Source organism: Streptomyces sp. KM273126, assembly GCF_004337435.2.
Lineage (GTDB): Bacteria > Actinomycetota > Actinomycetes > Streptomycetales > Streptomycetaceae > Streptomyces > Streptomyces acidicola.
On sequence record NZ_SJXB02000001.1, the window covers coordinates 1,185,540 to 1,206,898 of the forward strand.

A 21,359-nucleotide genomic window follows, 5' to 3' on the forward strand; every position below is an offset into this window, starting at 1 on the left:
TTCGATCTTGCCACTCCCGAGCGTCAAGAAAACGTCAAGAGTTAGGTAAGGTAACGAAGTACTTGCACTGAAGTGCGTGCCGACGATCGCCTTCACGTGCTGGTATCCATCTGCCCGGACCCGCGAGAAGGGACCGCCGCTGACTGTCCACCACCTCAACCAGCTCCTGCTCGTGTGCTCGCTCGTTCTGCTCGTCGCGGTGGCAGCGGTTCGTATCTCTTCGCGCAGCGGGCTCCCCAGCCTGCTCGTCTACCTGGGCATCGGCGTCGCCATGGGCCAGGACGGGCTCGGGAACATCCAGTTCAACAACGCGGAGATGACCCAGGTCATCGGCTACGCGGCCCTCGTCGTGATCCTCGCGGAGGGCGGCCTCGGCACGAAGTGGAAGGAGATCAAACCGGCCCTCCCGGCCGCCACCTCGCTGGCACTGGTCGGCGTCGCGGTGAGCGTCGGCGTGACAGCCGCGGGCGCGCACTACCTGATCGGGCTGGAATGGCGGCAGTCGCTCATCATCGGCGCGGTGGTGTCCTCGACGGACGCGGCCGCGGTCTTCTCCGTCCTGCGGAAGATCCCCCTGCCCGCGCACCTGACGGGCACCCTGGAGGCCGAGTCCGGCTTCAACGACGCCCCGGTGGTCATCCTCGTCGTCTCCTTCTCCATGGCCGGACCGGTGGAGCACTGGTACGTACTGGTCGGGGAGATAGCCCTGGAGCTGGCCATCGGCGCGGCCATCGGCCTCGCGGTGGGCTGGCTCGGCGCGTTCGGGCTGCGGCACGTGGCCCTGCCCGCCTCCGGTCTCTACCCGATCGCCGTCATGGCCATCGCCGTCACGGCGTACGCGGCCGGTGCGCTCGCCCACGGCAGCGGCTTCCTCGCCGTCTACCTGGCCTCCATGGTGCTCGGCAACGCCAGGCTGCCGCACTGGCCCGCCACGCGCGGCTTCGCCGAGGGAGTCGGCTGGATCGCCCAGATCGGCATGTTCGTCCTGCTCGGCCTGCTCGTGACCCCGCACGAGATGGGCGCCGACATCGTGCCCGCGCTCATCATCGGCCTGGTGCTGACGATAGTGGCCCGGCCGGTGAGCGTCGTCGTGGCGCTGCTGCCGTTCCGGGTGCCCTGGCCGGAGCAGGCGCTGCTGTCCTGGGCCGGGCTGCGCGGCGCGGTGCCCATCATCCTGGCCACCATCCCCATGGTGAACGAGGTCGAGGCGAGCCGTCGGATCTTCAACATCGTCTTCGTGCTCGTGGTCGTCTACACCCTCGTCCAGGGGCCCACACTGCCCTGGCTGGCCCGGAAGCTGCGTCTGGGCGGGGGCCCCGAGGCGGCCGACCTGGGCATCGAGTCGGCACCCCTGGAGCGGCTGCGCGGGCACCTGCTGTCCGTGGCGATCCCGGAGGGCTCGAAGATGCACGGCGTCGAGATCAGCGAGCTCCGGCTGCCCGCCGGCGCGGCCGTCACGCTCGTCGTCCGGGAGGGCACGTCGTTCGTCCCCCTGCCGAGCACGGTGCTGCGACGCGGTGACGAACTGCTCGTGGTGGCCACGGACCCCGTCCGGGACGCGGCGGAACGGCGCCTGCGGGCGGTCGGCCTGGGCGGCAAGCTGGCCGGCTGGCTGGGGACGCCGAACGGCGGGGCGCGCTCATAACCCGCCGCAATCCCAGGTCGGCTGTCTGGTGGCGCTCACTTTCACAGGAGAACGGCAACATCACTCTGTACTATGAAGGCGCACCCTGATCGAACCACCTCTGCCTGACGCAGAGCTGGCGCGACCGTATGGCGGCCGGGACGCCTCCTCGCAGTGGACTCCGGTATCTACCGCAGTACGCGCAAGAGGACAGCTCTCGGCACGCCTCCTTCAAGACCGGACAACGGGGCGCGTGCTACCAGGTGGCGAAAGGCATGGGCCGTGGCGTCCACGGTCACCTCGACGTCGTCCCGCCCGGGCTACGGGCAGCTGCTGCGCACCCGTGGCGCCTGGACGTTCCTGCTCCCCGGCTTCGCGGCGCGCCAGCCGTTCGCGATGCTGACCATCTCCCTCGTGCTGTTGGTCCAGCACACCACCGGCTCGTACGGGGCGGCCGGTGCCGTGGCCGCCGTGACCGGTGTCTCCATGGCGCTGTTCGCCCCGTTCAGCGGGCGTCTGGCCGACCGCCACGGACAGCGGGCCGTGCTGGTGCCCGGCGTCGTCCTGCACTCCCTGGCGGGCCTCACCCTGACGGCGCTGGCGCTGGCGGACGCCCCCTTGTGGGCGCTCTTCGCCGCCGCCGTGCCCACCGGTGCCTCGGTGCCGCAGATCGGCCCCATGGTGCGCGCCCGCTGGGGCGTGAAGCTCCAGGGCACGCCCCTGATGACGACCGCGACCGCCTTCGAGTCCGTCACGGACGAGCTGACCTTCGTACTCGGCCCGCTGCTGGCAACCGCGCTGTGCACGACCGTGGACCCGGCGGCCGGACTGGTGACGGAGGCCGCCCTCACCTTGATCGGCGGTCTGCTCTTCGCCGCCCAGAGGGGCACGCAACCCGCTCCCGTCCTCGACTGGCACGCGCGCGTGGAGCACGTTTCGGCACTGCGGGTCCCCGGAGTGCGCGTTCTGATCGTGGCCTTCCTGGGGATCGGCTCCGTCTTCGGTGGCATGCAGGTCTCGCTCGCCGCGTTCTCCGAGTCGATCGGCGAGCCCGGTCTGAACGGTGTCCTGTACGGCGTCTTCGCGGCGGGCAACATGCTGTCCGGCCTCGTCTGCGGTGCGATCGCCTGGAAGGCGGCCCCGCAGCGGCGGCTGGTCGTCGCGTACACGGCCCTCGCCCTGACCTCCGCCGGCCTGTGGGCCGCCCACTCCGCGATGTCCGTGCTGGTCCTCGGCGGTCTCGGCCTGCTGGTCGGCATGTGCGTTGCACCCGCCTTGGTCATCGGCTACACGCTGGTCGACGGTCTGGTGCCGGCCGCCGCCCGCACGGAGGCCTTCACCTGGCTGACCGGTGCGGTCGCGCTCGGTCAGGCCGCCGCCGTCACGGTCGCCGGACAGCTGGAGGACCGCCTCTGGGACGGTGCCGGATTCCTGGTGCCGGCGGCCGGTACGGCGCTGGCGCTGGCGGTCCTGGTCGCACTGCGGTCACGGCTGATCCCGGCGCGCGTGACCCCCGCGGTCACGCGGCGCCGGGGCGACCGCGTTCTCGTCACGGTCGGTGAGTGACATGTATCGCATTCGCCGTTCGCCGACGGAATACGTCACTGTGACTCCGCCGCTGAGCGGCTTCCCACTTGGGCAGGGCCCTCGTGGCGGTCAAGCCCTGACCGCTGCTCACGAGCAGGTGACGAACATTACCCGACGCCCTTGTTGCGGCGGGCTAGAATGGACGATCGTTAGCACTCATCGAGTGAGAGTGCCAGGAGGAAGACCAGTGCCGACGTACCAGTACCAGTGCACCGAGTGCGGTGAGGGCCTCGAAGCGGTGCAGAAGTTCACCGACGACGCCCTGACCGAGTGCCCCAACTGCAATGGCCGCCTCAAGAAGGTGTTCTCCGCGGTCGGCATCGTCTTCAAGGGCTCCGGCTTCTACCGGAACGACAGCCGTGGTTCGTCGTCGAGCAGCAGCACGTCGTCGTCCTCGAAGTCCTCGACGTCGTCGGACTCGAAGTCCCCGACGGACTCGAAGTCGTCGTCGAGCTCGTCGTCCTCGGGCTCTTCCGCCTCCAGCAGCAGCTCGGCGGCGTAGCGGCCGGTCGGCCGCGCCAAAAGGCTCCGCAACAAAAGGCTTACGGGACCCTGTCGTCGTGCGACGACAGGGTCTTCGGCGTTTCCGGGCCCGGTTAGGGTGCGGGCATGGCGAACACGGAAAACGCTGAGATCGGTGTCATCGGCGGTTCGGGCTTCTACTCCTTCCTCGACGACGTGACCGAGATACAGGTCGACACCCCGTACGGGCAGCCCAGCGACTCCCTCTTCCTCGGCGAGATCGCGGGGCGGCGGGTCGCCTTCCTCCCCCGCCACGGGCGCGGCCACCACCTGCCGCCGCACCGCATCAACTACCGCGCCAACCTGTGGGCGCTGCGGTCGGTCGGGGCGCGCCAGGTGCTGGGACCCTGCGCCGTGGGCGGACTGCGGCCGGAGTACGGGCCGGGCACGCTGCTCGTGCCGGACCAGCTGGTGGACCGTACGAAGGCGCGGACGCAGACGTACTTCGACGGGCTGCCGCTGCCGGGTGGCGACGTCCCGAACGTGGTGCACGTGTCGCTGGCCGACCCGTACTGCCCCACGGGCCGCAAAATCGCGCTGGAGGCGGCCCGCGGGCGGGACTGGGAACCGGTGGACGGCGGCACGCTGGTCGTCGTGGAGGGCCCGCGGTTCTCGACGCGCGCCGAGTCGCTCTGGCACCAGGCGCAGGGCTGGTCCGTGGTCGGCATGACCGGCCATCCCGAGGCTGCGCTCGCCCGTGAACTGGAACTCTGCTACACGTCGTTGACGCTCGTCACCGACCTCGACGCGGGCGCCGGGACCGGCGAGGGCGTCTCGCACGAGGAGGTGCTCCAGGTGTTCGCGGCGAACGTCGACCGGCTGCGCGGCGTCCTCTTCGACGCGGTCGCCGCGCTGCCGCCGACCGAGAAGCGCGACTGCCTGTGCACGACGGCTCTGGGCGGGATGGATCCGGGGTTCGCCATGCCGTGAATCTCCCGTTCGGGTGAGGGAGTTGTCCACAGCTCGTGGGTTGTCCACGGGCGTCGGCGGACTCTGCCGCGAAGCCTCATCGTGAGACCGCAAGCCCGATCTCACGCAGCAGGTGGTGGCCTCATGTCCCTTCCGTTTCCTTCCCTGTCCTCGTCTTCGTTGTCCTCGTCTTCGTTGTCCGTGGGCACGGGTTCGTCCATGGGCTCGTCCTCGGGTTTGGACGGGTCTTCGTCTATTCCGTCTGCGTCTTCGTCTTCGTCTGCGTCTGCGTCTACGGGACCCCTGTCCACGTCCCTCCATGGCCCGCCCGGTTCAGGTGCTCCCCCGACCTGCGAGGTTCCGCACTTCGCCCCATTGCGGGTGGGCGGTGCCCGGTATCAGTTGCGGCGGCTCGTGCGGTGCCGGAGGCGGGCCGTGGCTGCCGGGCTGGCCGTGACCGCTGCGGCGCTGGTGGCTGCGGGTCCGCGGGAGGCGGAGCCGGCCCAGGATGGCCAGCGGGCCCGCGGGCATCCGATGGCCGAGGCCGTGCCGGAGCGGCGCCGAGCCGTCGAGATGGTGGCGGCACCGGTGCGCATCGCCGACGGCGCCACGGTGCGGCTGCTGCGGCCCGGCAACCGGGTCGACGTGATCGCGGCCGAGGAGTCGTCGACGAACGGCGGCGGAGCCCGGGTGGTCGCGCGCGGGGCCCGGGTGACGAGGGTGCCGGCGGCGAGCGCCACCGAGAGCGGGGCGCTGGTGGTCCTGACCGTGCCCCGGGCCACGGCGGCACGGCTGGCGGGCGCGGGCGCGACCTCACGGCTGGCGGTGACACTGTGCCGGCCTTGATGAGGGGCACCGCCGAGCGCCGTCACACCTCTCATTCGAGAGGTGCGACTGGATGCGACTGGACAGGTCCCGGACGCCGTGCCGTAAGTTGCGGAGTCATTTGTTCCACGACTTGCACGGAAAGGCGTCGCGGTGAGCAAGAAGAAGGAGCCGAGCATCTGGGAGGGCTTCAAGGCCTTCCTGATGCGGGGGAACGTCGTCGACCTGGCGGTCGCCGTGGTCATCGGCGCGGCTTTCACCAACATCGTGAACTCGGTGGTGAAGGGCGTCATCAACCCCTTGGTGGGGGCGGTCGGCACCAAGAACCTCGACCACTACAGCTACTGCCTCAAGGACCCCTGCACGGGCAGCGGCGACGCCGCGACGGGCATCACCATCATGTGGGGCTCCGTCCTGGGAGCGACCCTCAGCTTCGTGATCACGGCGGCCGTCGTCTACTTCCTGATGGTGCTGCCGATGGCCAAGTACCTCTCACGGCTGGAGGCCCGTCGCAAGGCCAAGGAGGGCACGCAGGAGGTCATCGAGGTGACCGAGCTGGAGGTCCTGAAGGAGATACGGGACGCCCTGGTCGCGCAGCGAGGCTCGGGACACGACCGCGAGTAACGCGGTTCACGGACCGTCTTCGGCGTCTTGAGCGTCCTCAGAGGTGGTGGGGCGGCTTCTCGTCGAGGAAGCGCTTCAGGTCGGCGACGCTGTCGCCGGCCGCGGGCCGCTCGCCCCACCCGCGGTCCGTGTCGTCCGACGACTGCTGGTCGAGCGGGTCGTCGAAGACCAGCGCGGCCTTCGCCTGCTCGCGCGGTTCGGGGACGGAAGCGGTACTCATGCCCCCAGGGTACGGCCCTGCAGTCGGGCGAGACCCGGTCGCCACGGGAGGACACGGGGTCCGTGAGGGCTCGCCCGCCGGTGCGCGCGGTTCGGGGAAGCTCCCTGGGTTTTCTGGTGTGCTTGGCCCCATGACATCCCGTTCTGCCCGATCAGCCTCGGACTCCGCTCATGCCTCCGGCGGCGGTTCTGTGCGGCGGCTGGTCGCGCGGGGGCGCGACGAGGAGCACCGGGTCGCGTCACCGCTTGAGCTCTTCTTCGACCTGTGCTTCGTCGTGGCGGTCGCCCAGGCGGGTCTCCAGCTGGTCCATGTGGTGGCGGAGAACCACGTGGGCGAGGGCATCCTCGACTACGCGATGATCTTCTTCGCGATCTGGTGGGCCTGGATGAACTTCACCTGGTTCGCCTCGGCGTACGACAACGACGACGTGCTGTACCGGATCGTGACGCTGGTCCAGATCGCCGGTGTGCTGGTGCTCGCGGCCGGGGTGTCCCAGGCGTTCGAACACCACGATTTCCTGGTCGTCTGGATCGGCTATGTGATCATGCGGCTGGCGATGGCGGCCCAGTGGCTGCGGGTGGCGCGGTCGGCCCGGGGCGCCGAGAGAACCATGGCGCTGCGGTACGCGGGCGGTGTGGCGCTGTGCCAGATCGGCTGGACGGGGCTCCTCTTCTTCCCGGCCCCGGACCGTCCCTGGGTGTACCTGGTGATGGTGCTGGCGGAGATGTGCGTGCCGCTGTACGCGGAAAGGGCCTGTGCCACGGCGTGGCATCCGCACCACATCGCCGAGCGCTACGGCCTGTTCACGATCATCGTGCTCGGCGAGACCATCGCCGCGGCCACGGTCGCCGTGAAGTCGGGCGTGCAGGAGAGCAACGCGCTGGGTGAGCTGCTGCCGATCGCGGCGGGCGGGCTGCTGACCGTGTTCTCGGCTTGGTGGATCTACTTCGTCGTGCCGATCCACGGGCGGCTGCGCTCCAGCAGGGACAGCTTCCTGTGGGGGTACGGGCACTACCTGATCTTCGCGTCGGCGGCCGCGATCGGTGCCGGACTGGAGGTCGCGGTGGAGCAGTCGGTCGGCAAGGCGCACATCTCGGCGCTCGTCGCGTCGGCCGCGGTGACGTTGCCGACGGCGCTGTACCTCCTGACCGTGTGGGCGTTGCACGCGCGCCACTTCAAGGTGGGGATCGCTCAGCAGGCCGTGCTGCCCACCACGGCGCTGGCGGTGATCGCGTGCACGTTCCTCGGGGACTGGGCGGTGTTCGCGACGGGCATCGTGACGGCGCTGGCCGTAGCCGCAGGGGTGACGCTCACGGCGCGGATGGCTGCGAGAGAGGGGGGAGCGACGGCATCGGCCGGGTGAGGCGGGATGGGCCTCGCCGGACCACACTGGGTCCATGACAGTTGACGCTTTGACAGATGTCGTGGGGCTGCGGGTCGGACACGCCGCCCGGATCGGCGACGGCTGGCTCACCGGGACGACGGTCGTGCTCGCCCCGGAGGGCGGAGCGGTGGCGGCCGTGGACGTACGCGGCGGCGGGCCGGGGACCAAGGAGACGGACGCGCTCGATCCGCGGAACCTGGTGCAGAAGATCGAGGCGGTCGTGCTGACCGGGGGCAGCGCGTACGGGCTGGACTCGGCGTCGGGGGTGATGGTCTGGCTGGAGGAGCGGGGACGCGGAGTGCGAGTGGGTCCCGATCCGACGCACGTCGTGCCGGTCGTGCCGGCGGCCTGTGTCTTCGACCTGGGCCGTGGCGGTGACTTCCGTGCCAGGCCGGACGCGGCGACGGGACGGGCCGCGGTGGAGGCGGCCGCCGCGAGCGAGCCGGGCGCACCGGTCCAGGAGGGCTGCGTGGGTGCCGGTACCGGGGCGACGGTCGGGCAGCTGAAGGGCGGCGTCGGCACCGCGAGCGTCGTGCTCGGCTCAGGTGTCACGGTGGCCGCCCTGGTGGTGGTCAACGCTGCGGGGTCGGTGATGGATCCGGAAACGGGGGTGCTCTACGGGGAGTTGTTCCAGGGAGGCGGCCGTACGGCCCACCCGGCGGCCGAGGTGCACGAGGCGGCGCGGCAGCGGCTCGCGGAGGCCACCGACAAGAAAGCCGCGCCCTCGCTGAACACGACCCTCGCGGTCGTCGCCAGCGACGCCGATCTCACCCGCGCCCAGGCACAGAAGCTGGCGGGCACGGCGCATGACGGCATCGCCCGGGCCATACGCCCGGTGCACCTCCTCAACGACGGCGACACGGTCTTCACTCTGGCCACCGCCGCCCACCCCCTCCCTCGGACCCCCTCGCCCTGAACGAGGTACTCGCGGCGGGCGCGGACATGGTGACGCGGGCGATCGTCCGAGCGGTACGGGCGGCCGAGTCGGTGGAGGGGCCGGGCGGGGTGTGGCCGGCGTACGGGGAGTTGTACGGGAACTGAGGGTCGTTCCGCGGCGCACCGGACGTTGGTCAGGGGGCAGGGGGTCAGGGAGGCAGAGGGTCAGAGGGTCAGGAGCGGCCAGTGACGACGAGGGCGCACAGGCCAAGGAGTGCGAGACAGGTGAGGACGGCGACCGACTCGATGGACTCGTGGAGACGGCGTCCTGCCCGGAGATCGGCTCGCAGCAGGGTCGAGTGGCTGATGAGCGCGCCGGTCATGACGAGCATCAGACCGGCGGCGGCGACCGCGGTGAGGGTGGGGGCGATGCCGGTGAGCCGTGGCAGGACGAGACCGAGGACGGCGGCCAGTTCCGCCCAGGCCGTCAGCTTGATCACGGAAGGGGGAAAGGGTGCGACCCCGCTCTGCCCGGTGGCGAGCAGGCGCTCCTTGGACAGGGTTGCCTTGAGCGTCCCCGAGAGGAGGAAGATCGCGGCGAGCAGGATCTGCGCGGTCCACAACAGCGCGTTCATGAACAGGGCTCCTTGTCGTGGCGTGCCGGTACACCAACGGGGACGGAGCGGGGGCCCGCGAGTGTGACATGGCCGCGGGCCCGGAAGGAGGAACGAGGGAAGGGAGAACGCGGAGGAAGGAGCGCAGAGGGAGAAACCCAGAGGGAGGAGTCCATCGGGAGGAACCCAGAGAAAGGAATCCAGCGGGAGGAGTCCACTGGGCGGAGTCCATCGGGAGGAGTCCATCGGGAGGAGTCCATCACGCGGGCCCCGTAAGGCGATTGTCCGGGTTCTGTCACGCGACGGCTGCAGCGGTGGGACCGCCGGAACCCCACTGAGCCCGGGGCGCTCTTTCTCCTCGTACTGAAGCGGATCACGTACGAAGCGAGAAGATGGAGCAGCCCGTGACATCGCCGGACAAGATGGTGCGACGCACGCTGGGGGCCTGGGCCGTCCTGGTGGTCGGTTCCCTGACGCTCACCGCCTGCGGTGGCAGCGCCAAGGCCGACAACGACAAGGGCCCCGCCGAGGACTCCGCGGCGAGGATCACGATCTCGGCGAAGGACGGCTCGACGGGTGCGTCCATCAACGCGACCGGTGTGAAGGTCAGCGGTGGCGAGCTGACCGAGGTGAAGATGACGCTGGCGGGGACGGAGCAGGCCGTGCCCGGGGCGTTGTCCGCGGACGGCAAGGCGTGGAAGCCGAAGGAGCAGTTGGAGCGGGGCACGAAGTACCAGATCTCGGCCATCGCGAAGAACTCCGACGGGCGCACGTCCGCCGCCAACTCGATCTTCACCACCGTGACTACGGCCAACAGTTTCATCGGGACGTACACGCCGGACGACGGGAGCACGGTCGGTGTGGGGATGCCGGTGTCGTTCACGTTCGACAAGGCGATCACTGACAAGAAGGCCGTGCAGTCGGGCATCACGGTGTCGTCGAGCAGTGGGCAGAAGGTGGTGGGGCACTGGTTCGGGGCGCAGCGGCTCGACTTCCGGCCCGAGGAGTACTGGAAGGCCGGCTCCGAGGTCACGATGAAGATCGACCTGGACGGGATGGAGGGCGCCAAGGGCATCCATGGCGTGCAGGACAGGACGGTCCGCTTCACCGTCGGGCGGTCCCAGGTCTCCACGGTCGACGCCGGCACGCAGTCCATGACGGTCGTGCGTGACGGGAAGACGATCAGGACGATCCCGATCTCCGCGGGCAGCCCGGAGAACACCACGTACAACGGGCAGATGGTGGTCTCGGAGAAGTTCGTGCAGACGCGGATGAACGGATCGACGGTCGGCTTCGGCGGCGAGTACGACATCCCGGATGTGCCGCACGCGATGCGGCTGACGACGTCGGGCACCTTCATCCACGGCAACTACTGGTACGCCAAGGGCAACCCGCCCTTCGGCAGGCAGGGCACCAGCCACGGCTGCGTCGGGCTCCAGGACGTGCAGGGCGCCCAGGGCGACACCCCCGCCAAGTGGTTCTACGACAACACGCTCATCGGCGACGTCGTGACGGTCAAGAACTCCCCCGACAAGACGGTCGCCCCGGACAACGGCCTCAACGGCTGGAACATGCCGTGGAGCGCCTGGACGGCGGGCAGTGCCCTCTGAGCCGGGCCACGGCGGGTGACGTCACGGCCAACTCGGCCATGACAAGCACTCTTTGGTGACACGACGCCAAGATCTCCGGCAAAAACAAGCGGGCCGCGCGGGAACCATCCGCGCGGCCCTGGCGTTTTCAGAACGTACGTTTTCTCGGTTCCCGGACATGATGTCCGACCGAGGGGCTACGGTATGCACCCACAAGGTGACATGCAGCAACGCCGGGAGAAGCCTTGAGCGTTCCGTACGAGACGGCAGCGTACGAGCCACCCGAGTCGCCCGAGTCTCCGGAGGAGCACCTCGCGCGACTCCTCGGTCGCGCCCTGAACTCCTTCGAGCTGCCCGACGAGACCATACGGCGGCTCGACTGCGCGCTCGCGTACGACAGTTCGCTGCACTCGGCGCACTACAGCGCGGGGCTGCACCGGGCGACGTACCGGCACACGTGGCTGCTGGCCGACGGCTGCGCGCTCACGCTGTGGGAGCTGGTGCACAACACGGTGCCGAGCAGCGATCCGCAGCACGAGGTGTACGTGGACGAGGAGGAGTTGCGGGCCGCCACGGCGCGGCTGCCGCTGCCGTCGGACACGCCGGAGTTCGAGCTGCCCGTCACGGTGGAGCTGGCGCCGGTCCCCGAGCCCCGCCACGAGTACGTGCCGGACGACTCGGCGGACCACGCCCGGCGGCTGCTGCGACGCGCCGAGAACCCGGACCCGCCGGGGGACGAGCTCGCCACGCTGCTGCTGCGGACGGCGTTCGCGCACGAGATCACCCAGGCGTTCGGCCGCACCGGCCGCTCGGGCCGCGTGGGGCCGCACTTCTCGTTGTACGAGCACGCGTTCTTGCTCACGGACGGCCGGGAGGTCTCCCTGTGGGAGGTCGAGCACACGGCGACGCCGGACGGGCGCCACATGTGCGAGGTCTACGCGACGGAGGACGCGGCCCGGGACGCGATGGAGCGGCGGGCGGCGAGCGGCGAGCCGTGCTGACCGCAGACGATCAGGGCGACCGCAGGGTCGTTCCCGACTGCCCTGCGGTCAGGGGCGGCCGTCGCTGAGCCGTCGTACGAGGACCGCGAAGGCGTCGCGTTCCGCCGGGGTCAGTTCGACGTGCTCGATGTAGGGGGCGGAGTGGCGCTGGTAGGGCAGGACCCGCAGGATCCTGCCGCGGCGGGTCAGGGCTGCGAACTGCCGGCGGTGCACAGGAAGGTCGCGGCGCATGACGCAGACCAGCATGGCGACCCAGATGACCGCCGCCACGGCGAGGGCGGTCACGCCCAGCAAATGGAGGATCGACACGGGCTCAGGCATGCCTCCCAGTAGACACCACGGTCCGGGCTTTTTGGCCCGGACCGTGACGCATCTCGCAGGTGACCCGAAAAACTCACTGCCGATACAAAACCGGCAACTGCACACCAAATACACACCGCGGTGAACAAGCGGACGAAGCGCGGCGGCCGCAGCCCCCTGTCCAACGGGCTGCGGCCGCCGTGTGGCGATGGGCTCGCCGTATGGCGATGGGCTGTCGTGTCGCACGCCCCATCGGCCGTGGTACATCCCATCGGCCGTCGTGCGCCCCATCGGCCGTTGTGCGGGCCGGTCGCGGGTTCAGGCCGCGACCGGCTGCTTCGTTTCGGCGCCGGTGGCCGGGGCCGCTTCCGTGACCGTGGCCGGCTCTGTCTTCCGCATGCTCTTCAGGACGATGACCAGGCCGGCCGTGACCGCCGTACCGACCGCGATGGCCAGCAGGTACAGGAGCGGCTTGCCGATCAGGAAGGTGACCCAGATGCCGCCGTGCGGGGCGCGCAGGGTCGAGCCGAAGGCCATGGTCAGCGCGCCGGTGACCGCGCCGCCCGCCATGGAGGCCGGGATGACCCGCAACGGGTCGGCGGCGGCGAACGGGATCGCGCCCTCGGAGATGAAGGAGGCGCCGAGGACCCAGGCCGCCTTGCCGTTCTCGCGCTCGGCGGTGGTGAACAGCTTCTTGCGGATCGTGGTGGCCAGGGCCATGCCCAGCGGCGGGACCATCCCGGCGGCCATCACGGCGGCCATGATCTTCATCGCGGAGCCGCTCGGGTCCTGGACGGCGATGCCGCCCGTGGCGAAGGCGTACGCGACCTTGTTGACGGGACCGCCCAGGTCGAAGCACATCATCAGGCCGAGCAGGATGCCGAGCAGGACGGCGTTGGTCCCGGAGAGGCCGCCCAGCCAGTCGGTCATGGCCTTCTGCGCCTCGGCGATGGGCTTGCCGACCACGACGAACATCAGGAAGCCGACGACGATCGAGGAGACCAGCGGTATCACGACCACCGGCATGATGCCGCGCAGCACCGGCGGGATCTTGATCCGCTGGATGCCGAGGACCACCGCACCGGCCAGCAGACCGGCGACCAGACCGCCGAGGAAGCCGGCGGCGATGTTGGAGGCGATCATTCCGCCGACGAAGCCGGGGACGAGACCGGGGCGGTCGGCCATGCCGTAGGCGATGTAACCCGCGAGGACGGGGATCAGGAAGCCGAAGGCGACGCCGCCGATCTGGAACAGCAGCGCTGCCCAGCTGTCGACCTGTCCCCAGTCGAAGTGCTCGGTGACCGGCTTGGCCGCGTTGATCTCGTAACCGCCGAGCGCGAAGCCGAGCGCGATGAGCAGACCGCCCGCCGCGACGAACGGGACCATGTAGCTCACGCCGGACATAAGCCACTTGCGGAGCTTGGTGCCGTAGCCGTCGCCGGGCTCGCCAGCGCGCTCGACCGGGGTGGAGCCGGGCCGGGCGGACTCGGTGACCTCGCCGCGCGCGGCCTTGCCGCGGACCTCGGCGATCAGCTCGGCGGGCCGGTTGATACCCGCCTTCACACCGACATCCACGGTGGGCTTGCCCGCGAACCGCTCCTTCTCGCGTACGGGGACGTCGTGGGCGAAGATCACGCCGTCGGCCGCAGCGATGACGGCCGGGTCCAGCCGGGAGAACCCGGCCGAGCCCTGCGTCTCGACGACGACCTCGACACCATCGGTGTCACGGCCCGTGTTCTCCAGCGCCTCGGCTGCCATATAGGTGTGCGCGATGCCGGTGGGGCAGGAGGTGACGGCGACGATACGGAACGGACGGGCCTCCTCGGCGCCGGCCGCACTCACGGCGTCCGCAGCGCTCACGGCACCCGCAACGCTCACGGCGCCATCGGCGCTCGCGGCACCCTTGGCCCCCGCCGCGCCCCCGCTGTCACCCGCGCCCTCGTCGTCCGTGCTGACCGCGGCGGCGTCGGCGGAGGCCGTTCCGGCCGGCGCCGCCGCGGAGTCTTCGGTGCCCTGGGCGTCGTCGTCGCCCCGGATGAGCGCCGCGGCCCGCTCCGCGTCCTCCACGGACCGCAGCGCGGAGGTGAACTCGGCGTTCATCAGCTGGCGGGCGAGGGACGACAGGATGGTGAGGTGGGCGTCGTCCGCGCCGGCCGGGGCGGCGATCAGGAAGATCAGGTCGGCCGGCCCGTCGGCCGCGCCGAAGTCGATACCCGCCGCGCTGCGCCCGAAGGCGAGGGTCGGCTCGGTGACGTGCTCGCTGCGGCAGTGCGGGATGCCGATGCCGCCGTCGAGGCCGGTCGGCATCTGCGCCTCGCGAGCGGCCACGTCGCCGAGGAAGCCGTCCAGGTCGGTCACCCGGCCCTTGGCCACCATCCGCTCGGCGAGCGCACGGGCCGCCGCTTCCTTGGTGTCGGCGGACAGGTCGAGGTCGACCAGGTCCGCGGTGATCATCTCGCTCATCGCGGGCTCCTTCGCACGCGTATCGCCCGGGGAGTCGTGGGCGGGGCTGGGAACGGGGGTGGGGGTGCAGTGGTGGGTGGGGGTGAGGGGGAAGGCGATGGGGGCGTCAGCCATGGCAGTGGTGGTGGGTAAAGGGAGGCCACCACTGCTGGGGGTCGCCGTTAGCGAGGGTACGGGCGTCATGACACCGGCTCCCTCAGCACTCGATCCACAGGAACCTCCGCGGTCACCGTCACCGCCTCCGGATCCAGGTCCCCCGGCGTCGGCATCACGCTGCCCGGCAGCTGGACGGCGGCCGCGCCGTGGGCCACCGCCGAGGCGAGGGCCTCGGGGCCGTTGCCGCCCGCGATCAGGAAGCCGGCCAGGGAGGAGTCGCCGGCGCCGACGTTGCTGCGTACGACGTCCACGCGGGCGCTGCCGAACCAGACGCCCGAGGCGCCCACGAGCACCTGCCCGTCCGCGCCGAGGCTGGCGAGCACGGCGCCCGCGCCCATCTCGCGCAGTTCCTCGGCGGCCTTGACCGCGTCACCGACCGTGGCGAGGGGGCGGCCGACGGCCTCGGCGAGTTCCTCGGCGTTGGGCTTCACCACGTCCGGGCGCTCCCGCAGGGCGGCCAGCAGCGCCGGGCCGGAGGTGTCGAGGGCGATCCGGGAGCCCGCCGCGTGGGCCCGGGCGACCAGGGCGGCGTACCAGGACGGGGCGAGCCCGCGCGGGAGGCTGCCGCAGCAGGCGATCCAGGAGGCGTCGACGGACTGCGCGCGTACGGTCTCCAGGAGCAACTCCTGCTCGGCCGCGGAGAGTTCGGGCCCGGGTGCGTTGATCTTCGTCAGGACACCGTCGGCCTCCGCGAGCGCGATGTTGGACCGTGTGGCCCCCGCGACCGGCACGCGTGCGACCTCGATCCCCTGTGCGTCCAGCAGGTCCGCGACCAGCGCGCCCGGGGCGCCGCCGAGCGGCAGTACGGCCACGGTGCGCTGTCCGGCGGCGGCGACCGCCCGCGACACGTTGACGCCCTTGCCGCCCGGGTCCATGCGTTCGCCGGTGGCCCGGATGACCTCGCCGCGGTCGAGGGAGGGGACCTCGTAGGTGCGGTCGAGGGAGGGGTTCGGGGTGACGGTGAGGATCATGAGCGGTCTTTCCGGCTGGGGGTCCGGGGGCCCGTGGCGGAGCCGCTGATGTGCTCAGTCCCCGGAATACGCAGCACTTCCGTGCCGCCGCGCTCGATGGCGGTGGCGTCTTCGGGGCTGAGCCCGCTGTCGGTGATCAGCAGGTCCACGTCACCGAGGTCGCCGAAGCGGGCGAAGTGTTCCTGGCCGTGCTTGGAGGAGTCCGCGAGCAGCACCACACGGCGGGCGGCGGCCACCGCCGCCCGCTTCACGGCGGCCTCGGCGAGGTCGGGGGTGGTCAGTCCGTGGCCGGCGGAGAAGCCGTTCGCGGCGACGAAGAGCACGTCCGCGCGGATCTCGCCGTACGCCCGCAGGGCCCAGGCGTCCACGGCCGCGCGCGTACGGTGCCGGACGCGGCCGCCGACCAGGTGGAGCTGGATGCCGGGGTGGTCCGCGAGGCGGGCCGCGATGGGGAGGCTGTGGGTGACCGCGGTGAGGGTGGTCTCCAGCGGGATGGCGGCGGCGAGCCGGGCGATCGTCGTACCGGCGTCGAGGATCACCGTGCCGTCGCTCGGCAGTTCGGCGAGCGCGGCGTGGGCGATACGGTCCTTCTCGTCGGCGGCGGTGCCCTCGCGCTCGGCGAGGTCGGGCTCGAAGTCCAGCCGGCCCGCGGGGATCGCACCACCGTGCACGCGACGCACGAGGCCCGCCCTGTCCAGGGCCTTCAGGTCGCGCCGGATCGTCTCCGCGGTGACCTGGAACTCCTCCGCCAGCGAGACCACGTCCACCCGGCCGCCGTCACGGGCGAGCCGGAGGATCTCCTGCTGCCGCTCCGGTGCGTACATGTCCGTTCGCCTCCGACTTTCTGCCCGGTGATGCCCGAACTTGTGGATTCGCAGGGAGGCTACGCCTGGATTTCCAAAAAGTAAACAGGTTCGGGCATGGGCCAGACACAAACGGGCATGGGCGGCTGGGCCGACGCAGCACTAGGACCGATCGTGTCCTATTCGCGCGGCATGCTGGATTCATGACGACCGACACTCCGGCCCGCCTCCTCCGGCTCCTGTCCCTCCTCCAGACCCCGCGGGAATGGCCAGGCGGCGAGCTCGCCGACCGGCTCGGTGTCTCGCGCCGCACCGTCCGCCGGGACATCGACCGGCTGCGCGAGCTCGGCTATCCGGTGGAGGCGACCAAGGGGGCCGACGGTGGTTACCGGCTGGTGGCCGGGAAGGCCATGCCACCGCTGGTCCTGGACGACGAGGAGGCGGTCGCGATCGCGGTCGGGCTGCGCGCCGGGGCGGGGCACGCGGTCGAGGGCGTGGACGAGGCCTCCGTACGGGCACTCGCCAAGCTGGAGCAGGTGCTGCCGTCGCGCCTGCGCCGTCGGGTCTCCACCCTGCAGGCCGCGACCGCTCCCCTGACCAGCGGTGACGGGGCGACCGTGGCGCCGGAAACGCTGACGGTGATCGCCTCGGCGGTGGCCGGGCAGGAGCGGCTGCGGTTCGCGTACCGCTCCGGGGACGGCACCGAGACGCGGCGCCTGACGGAGCCGTACCGGCTGCTGTCGACCGGCCAGCGCTGGTACCTCGTCGCCTACGACCTCGACCGCGCCGACTGGCGCACCTTCCGTGTGGACCGGGTCAGCGACCCGTTCGCGACAGGCGCGCGGTTCGCGCCGCGCGAGCTGCCGACGGGGAGTGCGGCGGAGTATCTGCGGCGGTCGATGTACGGGCGGCGGGAGGCGTACGAGTTCGACGTGACCTTCGCGGCGCCCGCGGAGTACGTCGCGGCGCGGCTGCCGCGGTGGCTGGGCTCGCCCGAGCCGGTCGACGAGCACAGCTGCCGGCTCCGGGGCACCGCGGACGACTCCGTGGGGTGGCTGGCTGTGCGCCTGGCGATGTTCGACTGGGAGTTCACGGTGCATGATCCGCCGGAACTGCTCGGGCGCGTACGGGAGTTGGGTGCGCGACTGACGCGGGCGGCGGGCGGGACGACCTCGTAGGCGAGCCTGTTCTGCCCTCTGACGTGCAGGTATGCCATCTCTCGCCCTACGGCGCCGCGCGCGCCTCTGTGGCACAATCTGGCGTCCGGGTCACCCCGGGGTTCAGGTCCGGGGTGGCCCGTCGACGTCCGGTGCGTGGCGAGAAGTGGAGCCGGGCTCCGACGCCAGGGGGGAGGCGCCGAAGCCCGGCTCGGGGAAGGTCCCGGCGCCGGGGGGGGAGTGCGACGGGACTTGGCTTTCGGGTACCGGCCGAGACGGACGGGGGTCCGAGACGGACGGGGGTCGTGCGGTGACACGGAGGTCGTTTTCGGGGTACGGCGACACTGACTTCGTACAGCGACACTGACTTCGTACGGTACGCGGACCCGGAGTCCCGGGCCCTGCGGCCCGGCGGCTCGGCAGCTCCGCGGGTCTGGGCCTGGCGTTCCCGGACCTGCTCGCTCTGTGCCCGCCAGTCTTGTGCCCGCGGAGCGCGGGGTTGAAGCGACGGAACACAGCCAAGTCCGTGGGCACCGCAGCAACCACGCTCGGGCAGCCCTGAGCGCTTTCGGGCACTCTCGCCCGAGCCCCCGAACCCCGACCGGGGGCTCCCCGGGCGAAGACGCACCATCGCGTCACGCGGCCGCGTCGAACCCCGTGTCCCGCGCCAGCTTCTTCAGCTCCAGCAGTGCGTGCTTCTCGATCTGGCGGATGCGCTCGCGGGTGAGGCCGTGCTCCTTGCCGACCTCGGTCAGCGTGCGCTCACGGCCGTCCTCGATGCCGTACCGCATCTTGATGATGGAGGCCGTGCGCTGGTCGAGGCGCCCGATCAGCTGGTCGAGACCCTCGCTGCGCAGCAGCGTGAGCACCGACTGCTCGGGCGAGACCGCGGAGGTGTCCTCCAGCAGGTCGCCGAACTGGGTCTCGCCCTCGTCGTCCACCGACATGTTGAGCGAGACCGGGTCGCGCGCCCAGTCCAGCACGTCCGACACGCGCTCGGGGGTGGAGCCGAGCTCCTGGGCGATCTCGGCGGGCTCCGGGTCGCGGCCGTGCTCGCGGTTGAACTCGCGCTGCACACGGCGGACGCGGCCCAACTCCTCGACGAGGTGGACGGGCAGCCGGATGGTCCGCGACTGGTCCGCTATGGACCGGGTGATGGCCTGACGGATCCACCACGTGGCGTACGTCGAGAACTTGAAGCCCTTGCGGTAGTCGAACTTCTCGACCGCGCGCACCAGGCCGGCGTTGCCCTCCTGGATCAGGTCCAGCAGGGGCAGGCCGCTGCGCGGGTAACGCCGGGCCACGGCCACGACCAGCCGGAGGTTCGAGCGGATGAAGACGTCCTTCGCGCGCTCGCCCTCGGCGGCCAGGGCGTCGAGCTCCTCACGGGTGGCATCCGCCTTGGCTTCCTCCTCACCCTCAAGGATCTGCCGCGCGAACACACCCGCCTCGATGGTCTGCGACAGCTCTACTTCCTTGGCGGCGTCCAGCAGCGGCGTACGCGCGATCTCGTCGAGGTACATGCCGACCAGGTCGCGGTCGGCGATCTCGCCGCCCGAGGCGCGAACGCTGAGTGCCGCGTCGTCTCCGCCGGAGGCGGACTTACGACGGGCGGCGACGGCACGGGTTGCCATGCGTGCTCCCTTGCGATGGTGGGCTTGCGGATGGTCCTGTGACGCTGGGGACACCCCCTCGGGTGCCCGGCATCCGAAGGAAACAACGACTGGAATCGGGACAGAATTCCCAACCTGCACTTCAATTTTTCTGATCATGCAGTACCCTGTCCGACCACAGAGGGTGAACAAATGCCGTCAGAACGTACAGGGGCGCAGTTCAAACCGGGGACCGAGGCCCGCCTAGGCACCCTCGGCGCCCTCCGCAACCATTGCGCACGTGAGACGCCCATCACCTTCGATTCCGCCGTCTTCACGCCGGAAGAGCGGCACCCTTGACTGCTCTCCCACCTTGAAGACGGCGCGCATCGTCCGATGGTTGCCAAGGATTCGGACTCACAGGCGATTCTCAGCTGGGTGACCAGCACCGAAGTCCCGGGAGCGCCGTGCCGCTCCCGCCTGAGCCCGTCGCCCTAACCCCTAACCTCTCGCCTGCCGCCTGTCGCCTGTCGCCTGTCGCCTGTCGCCTGTTACCCGAACTGCACCGACCGCTTGGCCAGCCCCATCCAGAATCCGTCGATCACCGACTTCTGGGCGTCCAGCTCGCCGGAGGCCTCGGCCGCGCCCATCGTGACGAAGAGCGGCGCGAAGTGTTCCGTACGGGGATGGGCCAGCAGGCCGGAAGGGGACTTGCGGGTGAAGTCGAGGAGCGCGTCCCAGTCGCGGTCCTCCAGGGCGCGGTGGCCCCAGTCGTCGAATTCCACGGACCAGGAAGGTATGCCCCCCTGCCGCAGGGCCGCGAGGTTGTGGGTGAAGAAGCCGGAGCCGACGATCAGGACGCCCTCGTCACGCAGGGGCGCCAGCCTGCGTCCGATCTCCATCAGCTTCACGGGGTCGAGGGTCGGGAGCGAGATCTGGAGCACCGGAATGTCGGCCTCGGGGAACATCTCGACCAGGGGCACGTACGCGCCGTGATCCAGGCCGCGGTCCGGAATGTCCTGCACGGGCATGCCGGGTGCGCGCAGCAGCTTACGGACGGACTCGGCGAGCTCGGGGGCGCCGGGGGCCTCGTACGTCACCTGGTAGTAGTGCTCGGGGAAGCCCCAGAAGTCGTAGACGAGAGGGATGGTCTCGACGGCGCCGAGCGCCAGCGGGGCCTCCTCCCAGTGCGCGGAGACCATCAGGATCGCCCTGGGGCGCGGCAGGCCGGCCGACCAGGCGGCCAGTTCTCCCGGCCAGACCGGGTCGTCGGCGAGCGGTGGCGCGCCGTGGCTCAGATAGAGGGCCGGCATCCGCCTCACGGTGGGGTGCTCTTCGGCGACGGCGGACATGTGGCGACTCCCTCCACGACGCACGGCTCATACCTGGGCAGAACCGGCACGCTCGGTCTCGGACTCCAGGCTCGGACTTCAGACCTGAAGACATCCTTGAAAGCTCAAGTTCTACCCTGGCAGGTTACGCCTTGTTTGTTCAAATTTCAAGGATGGGGCTCGTACAGTAGATACATGAATACGGCACCCGCTGAAGAGCCCCGCTGGCTGACCGACGAGGAACAGCGCACCTGGCGCGCGTACGTCCACGCCTCCACCCTGCTGGAGGACCATCTCGACCGGCAGTTGCAGCGTGACGCGGGCATGCCGCACGTCTACTACCACCTGCTCGTGGTGCTCAGCGAGGCACCGCGGCGGCGGCTGCGGATGACCGAGCTGGCGATGCGCGCCAAGATCACGCGGTCGCGGCTCTCCCATGCGGTGGCCCGGCTGGAGAAGAACGGCTGGGTGCGTCGCGAGGACTGTCCCGATGACAAACGGGGGCAGTTCGCGGTGCTGACGGACCAGGGGTACGACGTACTGGCGCAGAGCGCGCCCGGGCATGTGCAGGCGGTCCGGCAGGCGATCTTCGACCGGCTGTCCTCGGCACAGCAGGAGACCCTCGGCGAGATCATGCAGATCGTGGCCGAGGGACTGCAGCCGAAGGAGGCGGGGGCGGACCTTCCCTGGTTGAGGTGAAGGCCCCTGGTTGAGGTCCTGGTCCCCCTGCTTGAGGTGCCCCCTGGTTGAGCTGAGCCCCGCGCCCCTGAAAGCACTGGGCCCTGAAATGCGCTGGGTCCTGTAATGCGCT

At 70.6% G+C, this 21,359-nt stretch carries 20 protein-coding genes and 1 pseudogene; 12 read left to right on the plus strand and 9 right to left on the minus strand.

Features of this window, described 5'->3' with window-relative positions:
• Window positions 1-76: 76 nt before the first annotated feature.
• The 4 genes from E0500_RS04995 to E0500_RS05010 all read left to right on the plus strand — a co-directional run bounded on the left by E0500_RS04995 (window position 77) and on the right by E0500_RS05010 (window position 4,663).
• Window positions 77-1,645, plus strand: coding sequence for a potassium/proton antiporter (locus E0500_RS04995; RefSeq protein WP_399118607.1), 1,569 nt, complete (start codon window positions 77-79; stop codon window positions 1,643-1,645).
• 261 nt (window positions 1,646-1,906) lie between these two features.
• Window positions 1,907-3,190, plus strand: a complete 1,284-nt coding sequence (locus E0500_RS05000) for an MFS transporter (protein ID WP_131565403.1) — start codon at window positions 1,907-1,909, stop codon at window positions 3,188-3,190.
• A gap of 208 nt (window positions 3,191-3,398) precedes the next feature.
• Window positions 3,399-3,713, plus strand: a complete 315-nt coding sequence (locus E0500_RS05005) for an FmdB family zinc ribbon protein (protein WP_131565401.1) — start codon at window positions 3,399-3,401, stop codon at window positions 3,711-3,713.
• A gap of 107 nt (window positions 3,714-3,820) precedes the next feature.
• Window positions 3,821-4,663, plus strand: coding sequence for an S-methyl-5'-thioadenosine phosphorylase (locus E0500_RS05010; RefSeq protein ID WP_131565399.1), 843 nt, complete (start codon window positions 3,821-3,823; stop codon window positions 4,661-4,663).
• Between the two features lie 101 nt (window positions 4,664-4,764).
• Here the strand turns inward: E0500_RS05010 and E0500_RS05015 are convergent, their stop codons facing one another.
• On the minus strand, window positions 4,765-4,953 hold the full coding sequence (locus E0500_RS05015) for a hypothetical protein (RefSeq protein WP_165935056.1): 189 nt from the start codon (window positions 4,951-4,953) through the stop codon (window positions 4,765-4,767).
• Here E0500_RS05015 and E0500_RS05020 point away from each other — a divergent pair.
• Window positions 4,862-5,488 (plus strand): hypothetical protein, encoded by a 627-nt coding sequence (locus E0500_RS05020; RefSeq protein ID WP_258572623.1) that lies wholly within the window; start codon window positions 4,862-4,864, stop codon window positions 5,486-5,488. The two genes, E0500_RS05015 and E0500_RS05020, sit on opposite strands and share 92 nt — an antisense overlap.
• Window positions 5,489-5,620: 132 nt before the next feature.
• Complete coding sequence (gene mscL, locus E0500_RS05025) at window positions 5,621-6,091, plus strand: large conductance mechanosensitive channel protein MscL (protein WP_131565396.1); 471 nt, start codon at window positions 5,621-5,623, stop codon at window positions 6,089-6,091.
• A gap of 37 nt (window positions 6,092-6,128) precedes the next feature.
• Here the strand turns inward: mscL and E0500_RS05030 are convergent, their stop codons facing one another.
• A complete protein-coding gene (locus E0500_RS05030) occupies window positions 6,129-6,311 on the minus strand; it encodes a hypothetical protein (protein WP_131565394.1) in 183 nt (60 codons plus the stop codon).
• 130 nt (window positions 6,312-6,441) lie between these two features.
• Between E0500_RS05030 and E0500_RS05035 the strand changes: the two genes are divergently transcribed.
• Both E0500_RS05035 and E0500_RS05040 read left to right on the plus strand, forming a co-directional pair.
• On the plus strand, window positions 6,442-7,674 hold the full coding sequence (locus E0500_RS05035) for a low temperature requirement protein A (RefSeq protein WP_131565392.1): 1,233 nt from the start codon (window positions 6,442-6,444) through the stop codon (window positions 7,672-7,674).
• 34 nt (window positions 7,675-7,708) lie between these two features.
• A pseudogene (locus E0500_RS05040) lies at window positions 7,709-8,736 on the plus strand (P1 family peptidase).
• A gap of 68 nt (window positions 8,737-8,804) precedes the next feature.
• On the opposite strand, the gene E0500_RS05045 reads toward E0500_RS05040, so the two are convergent.
• Window positions 8,805-9,206, minus strand: a complete 402-nt coding sequence (locus E0500_RS05045) for a DoxX family protein (RefSeq protein ID WP_131571986.1) — start codon at window positions 9,204-9,206, stop codon at window positions 8,805-8,807.
• Window positions 9,207-9,607: 401 nt separating this feature from the next.
• On the opposite strand from E0500_RS05045, the gene E0500_RS05050 reads away from it, so the two are divergent.
• Window positions 9,608-10,795, plus strand: a complete 1,188-nt coding sequence (locus E0500_RS05050) for an Ig-like domain-containing protein (protein ID WP_258573141.1) — start codon at window positions 9,608-9,610, stop codon at window positions 10,793-10,795.
• Window positions 10,796-11,019: 224 nt separating this feature from the next.
• Window positions 11,020-11,775: a DUF6227 family protein gene (locus E0500_RS05055; RefSeq protein WP_131571985.1), complete on the plus strand. Its 756-nt coding sequence runs from the start codon at window positions 11,020-11,022 to the stop codon at window positions 11,773-11,775.
• Between the two features lie 48 nt (window positions 11,776-11,823).
• On the opposite strand, the gene E0500_RS05060 is transcribed toward E0500_RS05055, so the two are convergent.
• From E0500_RS05060 to E0500_RS05075, 4 genes are all read right to left on the minus strand, one after another.
• Entirely contained in the window at window positions 11,824-12,096 is a 273-nt protein-coding gene (locus tag E0500_RS05060) for a hypothetical protein (protein ID WP_131571984.1), read from the minus strand.
• Window positions 12,097-12,393: 297 nt separating this feature from the next.
• Window positions 12,394-14,538 carry a fructose-specific PTS transporter subunit EIIC gene (locus E0500_RS05065; RefSeq protein WP_131571983.1) on the minus strand — a complete coding sequence of 715 codons (2,145 nt, stop codon included), beginning with the start codon at window positions 14,536-14,538 and terminating at the stop codon, window positions 12,394-12,396.
• A gap of 179 nt (window positions 14,539-14,717) precedes the next feature.
• Window positions 14,718-15,665, minus strand: a complete 948-nt coding sequence (gene pfkB / locus E0500_RS05070) for a 1-phosphofructokinase (RefSeq protein WP_131570556.1) — start codon at window positions 15,663-15,665, stop codon at window positions 14,718-14,720.
• On the minus strand, window positions 15,662-16,489 hold the full coding sequence (locus E0500_RS05075; RefSeq protein WP_131570554.1) for a DeoR/GlpR family DNA-binding transcription regulator: 828 nt from the start codon (window positions 16,487-16,489) through the stop codon (window positions 15,662-15,664). The genes pfkB and E0500_RS05075 overlap by 4 nt, the downstream gene beginning before the upstream one ends.
• A 182-nt stretch (window positions 16,490-16,671) precedes the next feature.
• Between E0500_RS05075 and E0500_RS05080 the strand changes: the two genes are divergently transcribed.
• On the plus strand, window positions 16,672-17,646 hold the full coding sequence (locus E0500_RS05080) for a YafY family protein (RefSeq protein ID WP_131570552.1): 975 nt from the start codon (window positions 16,672-16,674) through the stop codon (window positions 17,644-17,646).
• A 614-nt stretch (window positions 17,647-18,260) separates the two neighbouring features.
• Here E0500_RS05080 and E0500_RS05085 read toward each other — a convergent pair.
• Both E0500_RS05085 and E0500_RS05090 read right to left on the minus strand, forming a co-directional pair.
• Window positions 18,261-19,259: an RNA polymerase sigma factor RpoD/SigA gene (locus tag E0500_RS05085; RefSeq protein WP_131570550.1), complete on the minus strand. Its 999-nt coding sequence runs from the start codon at window positions 19,257-19,259 to the stop codon at window positions 18,261-18,263.
• Between the two features lie 509 nt (window positions 19,260-19,768).
• Complete coding sequence (locus tag E0500_RS05090; protein ID WP_131570548.1) at window positions 19,769-20,569, minus strand: dioxygenase; 801 nt, start codon at window positions 20,567-20,569, stop codon at window positions 19,769-19,771.
• A gap of 174 nt (window positions 20,570-20,743) precedes the next feature.
• On the opposite strand from E0500_RS05090, the gene E0500_RS05095 reads away from it, so the two are divergent.
• On the plus strand, window positions 20,744-21,247 hold the full coding sequence (locus E0500_RS05095) for a MarR family winged helix-turn-helix transcriptional regulator (protein WP_131570546.1): 504 nt from the start codon (window positions 20,744-20,746) through the stop codon (window positions 21,245-21,247).
• Window positions 21,248-21,359: the final 112 nt, after the last annotated feature.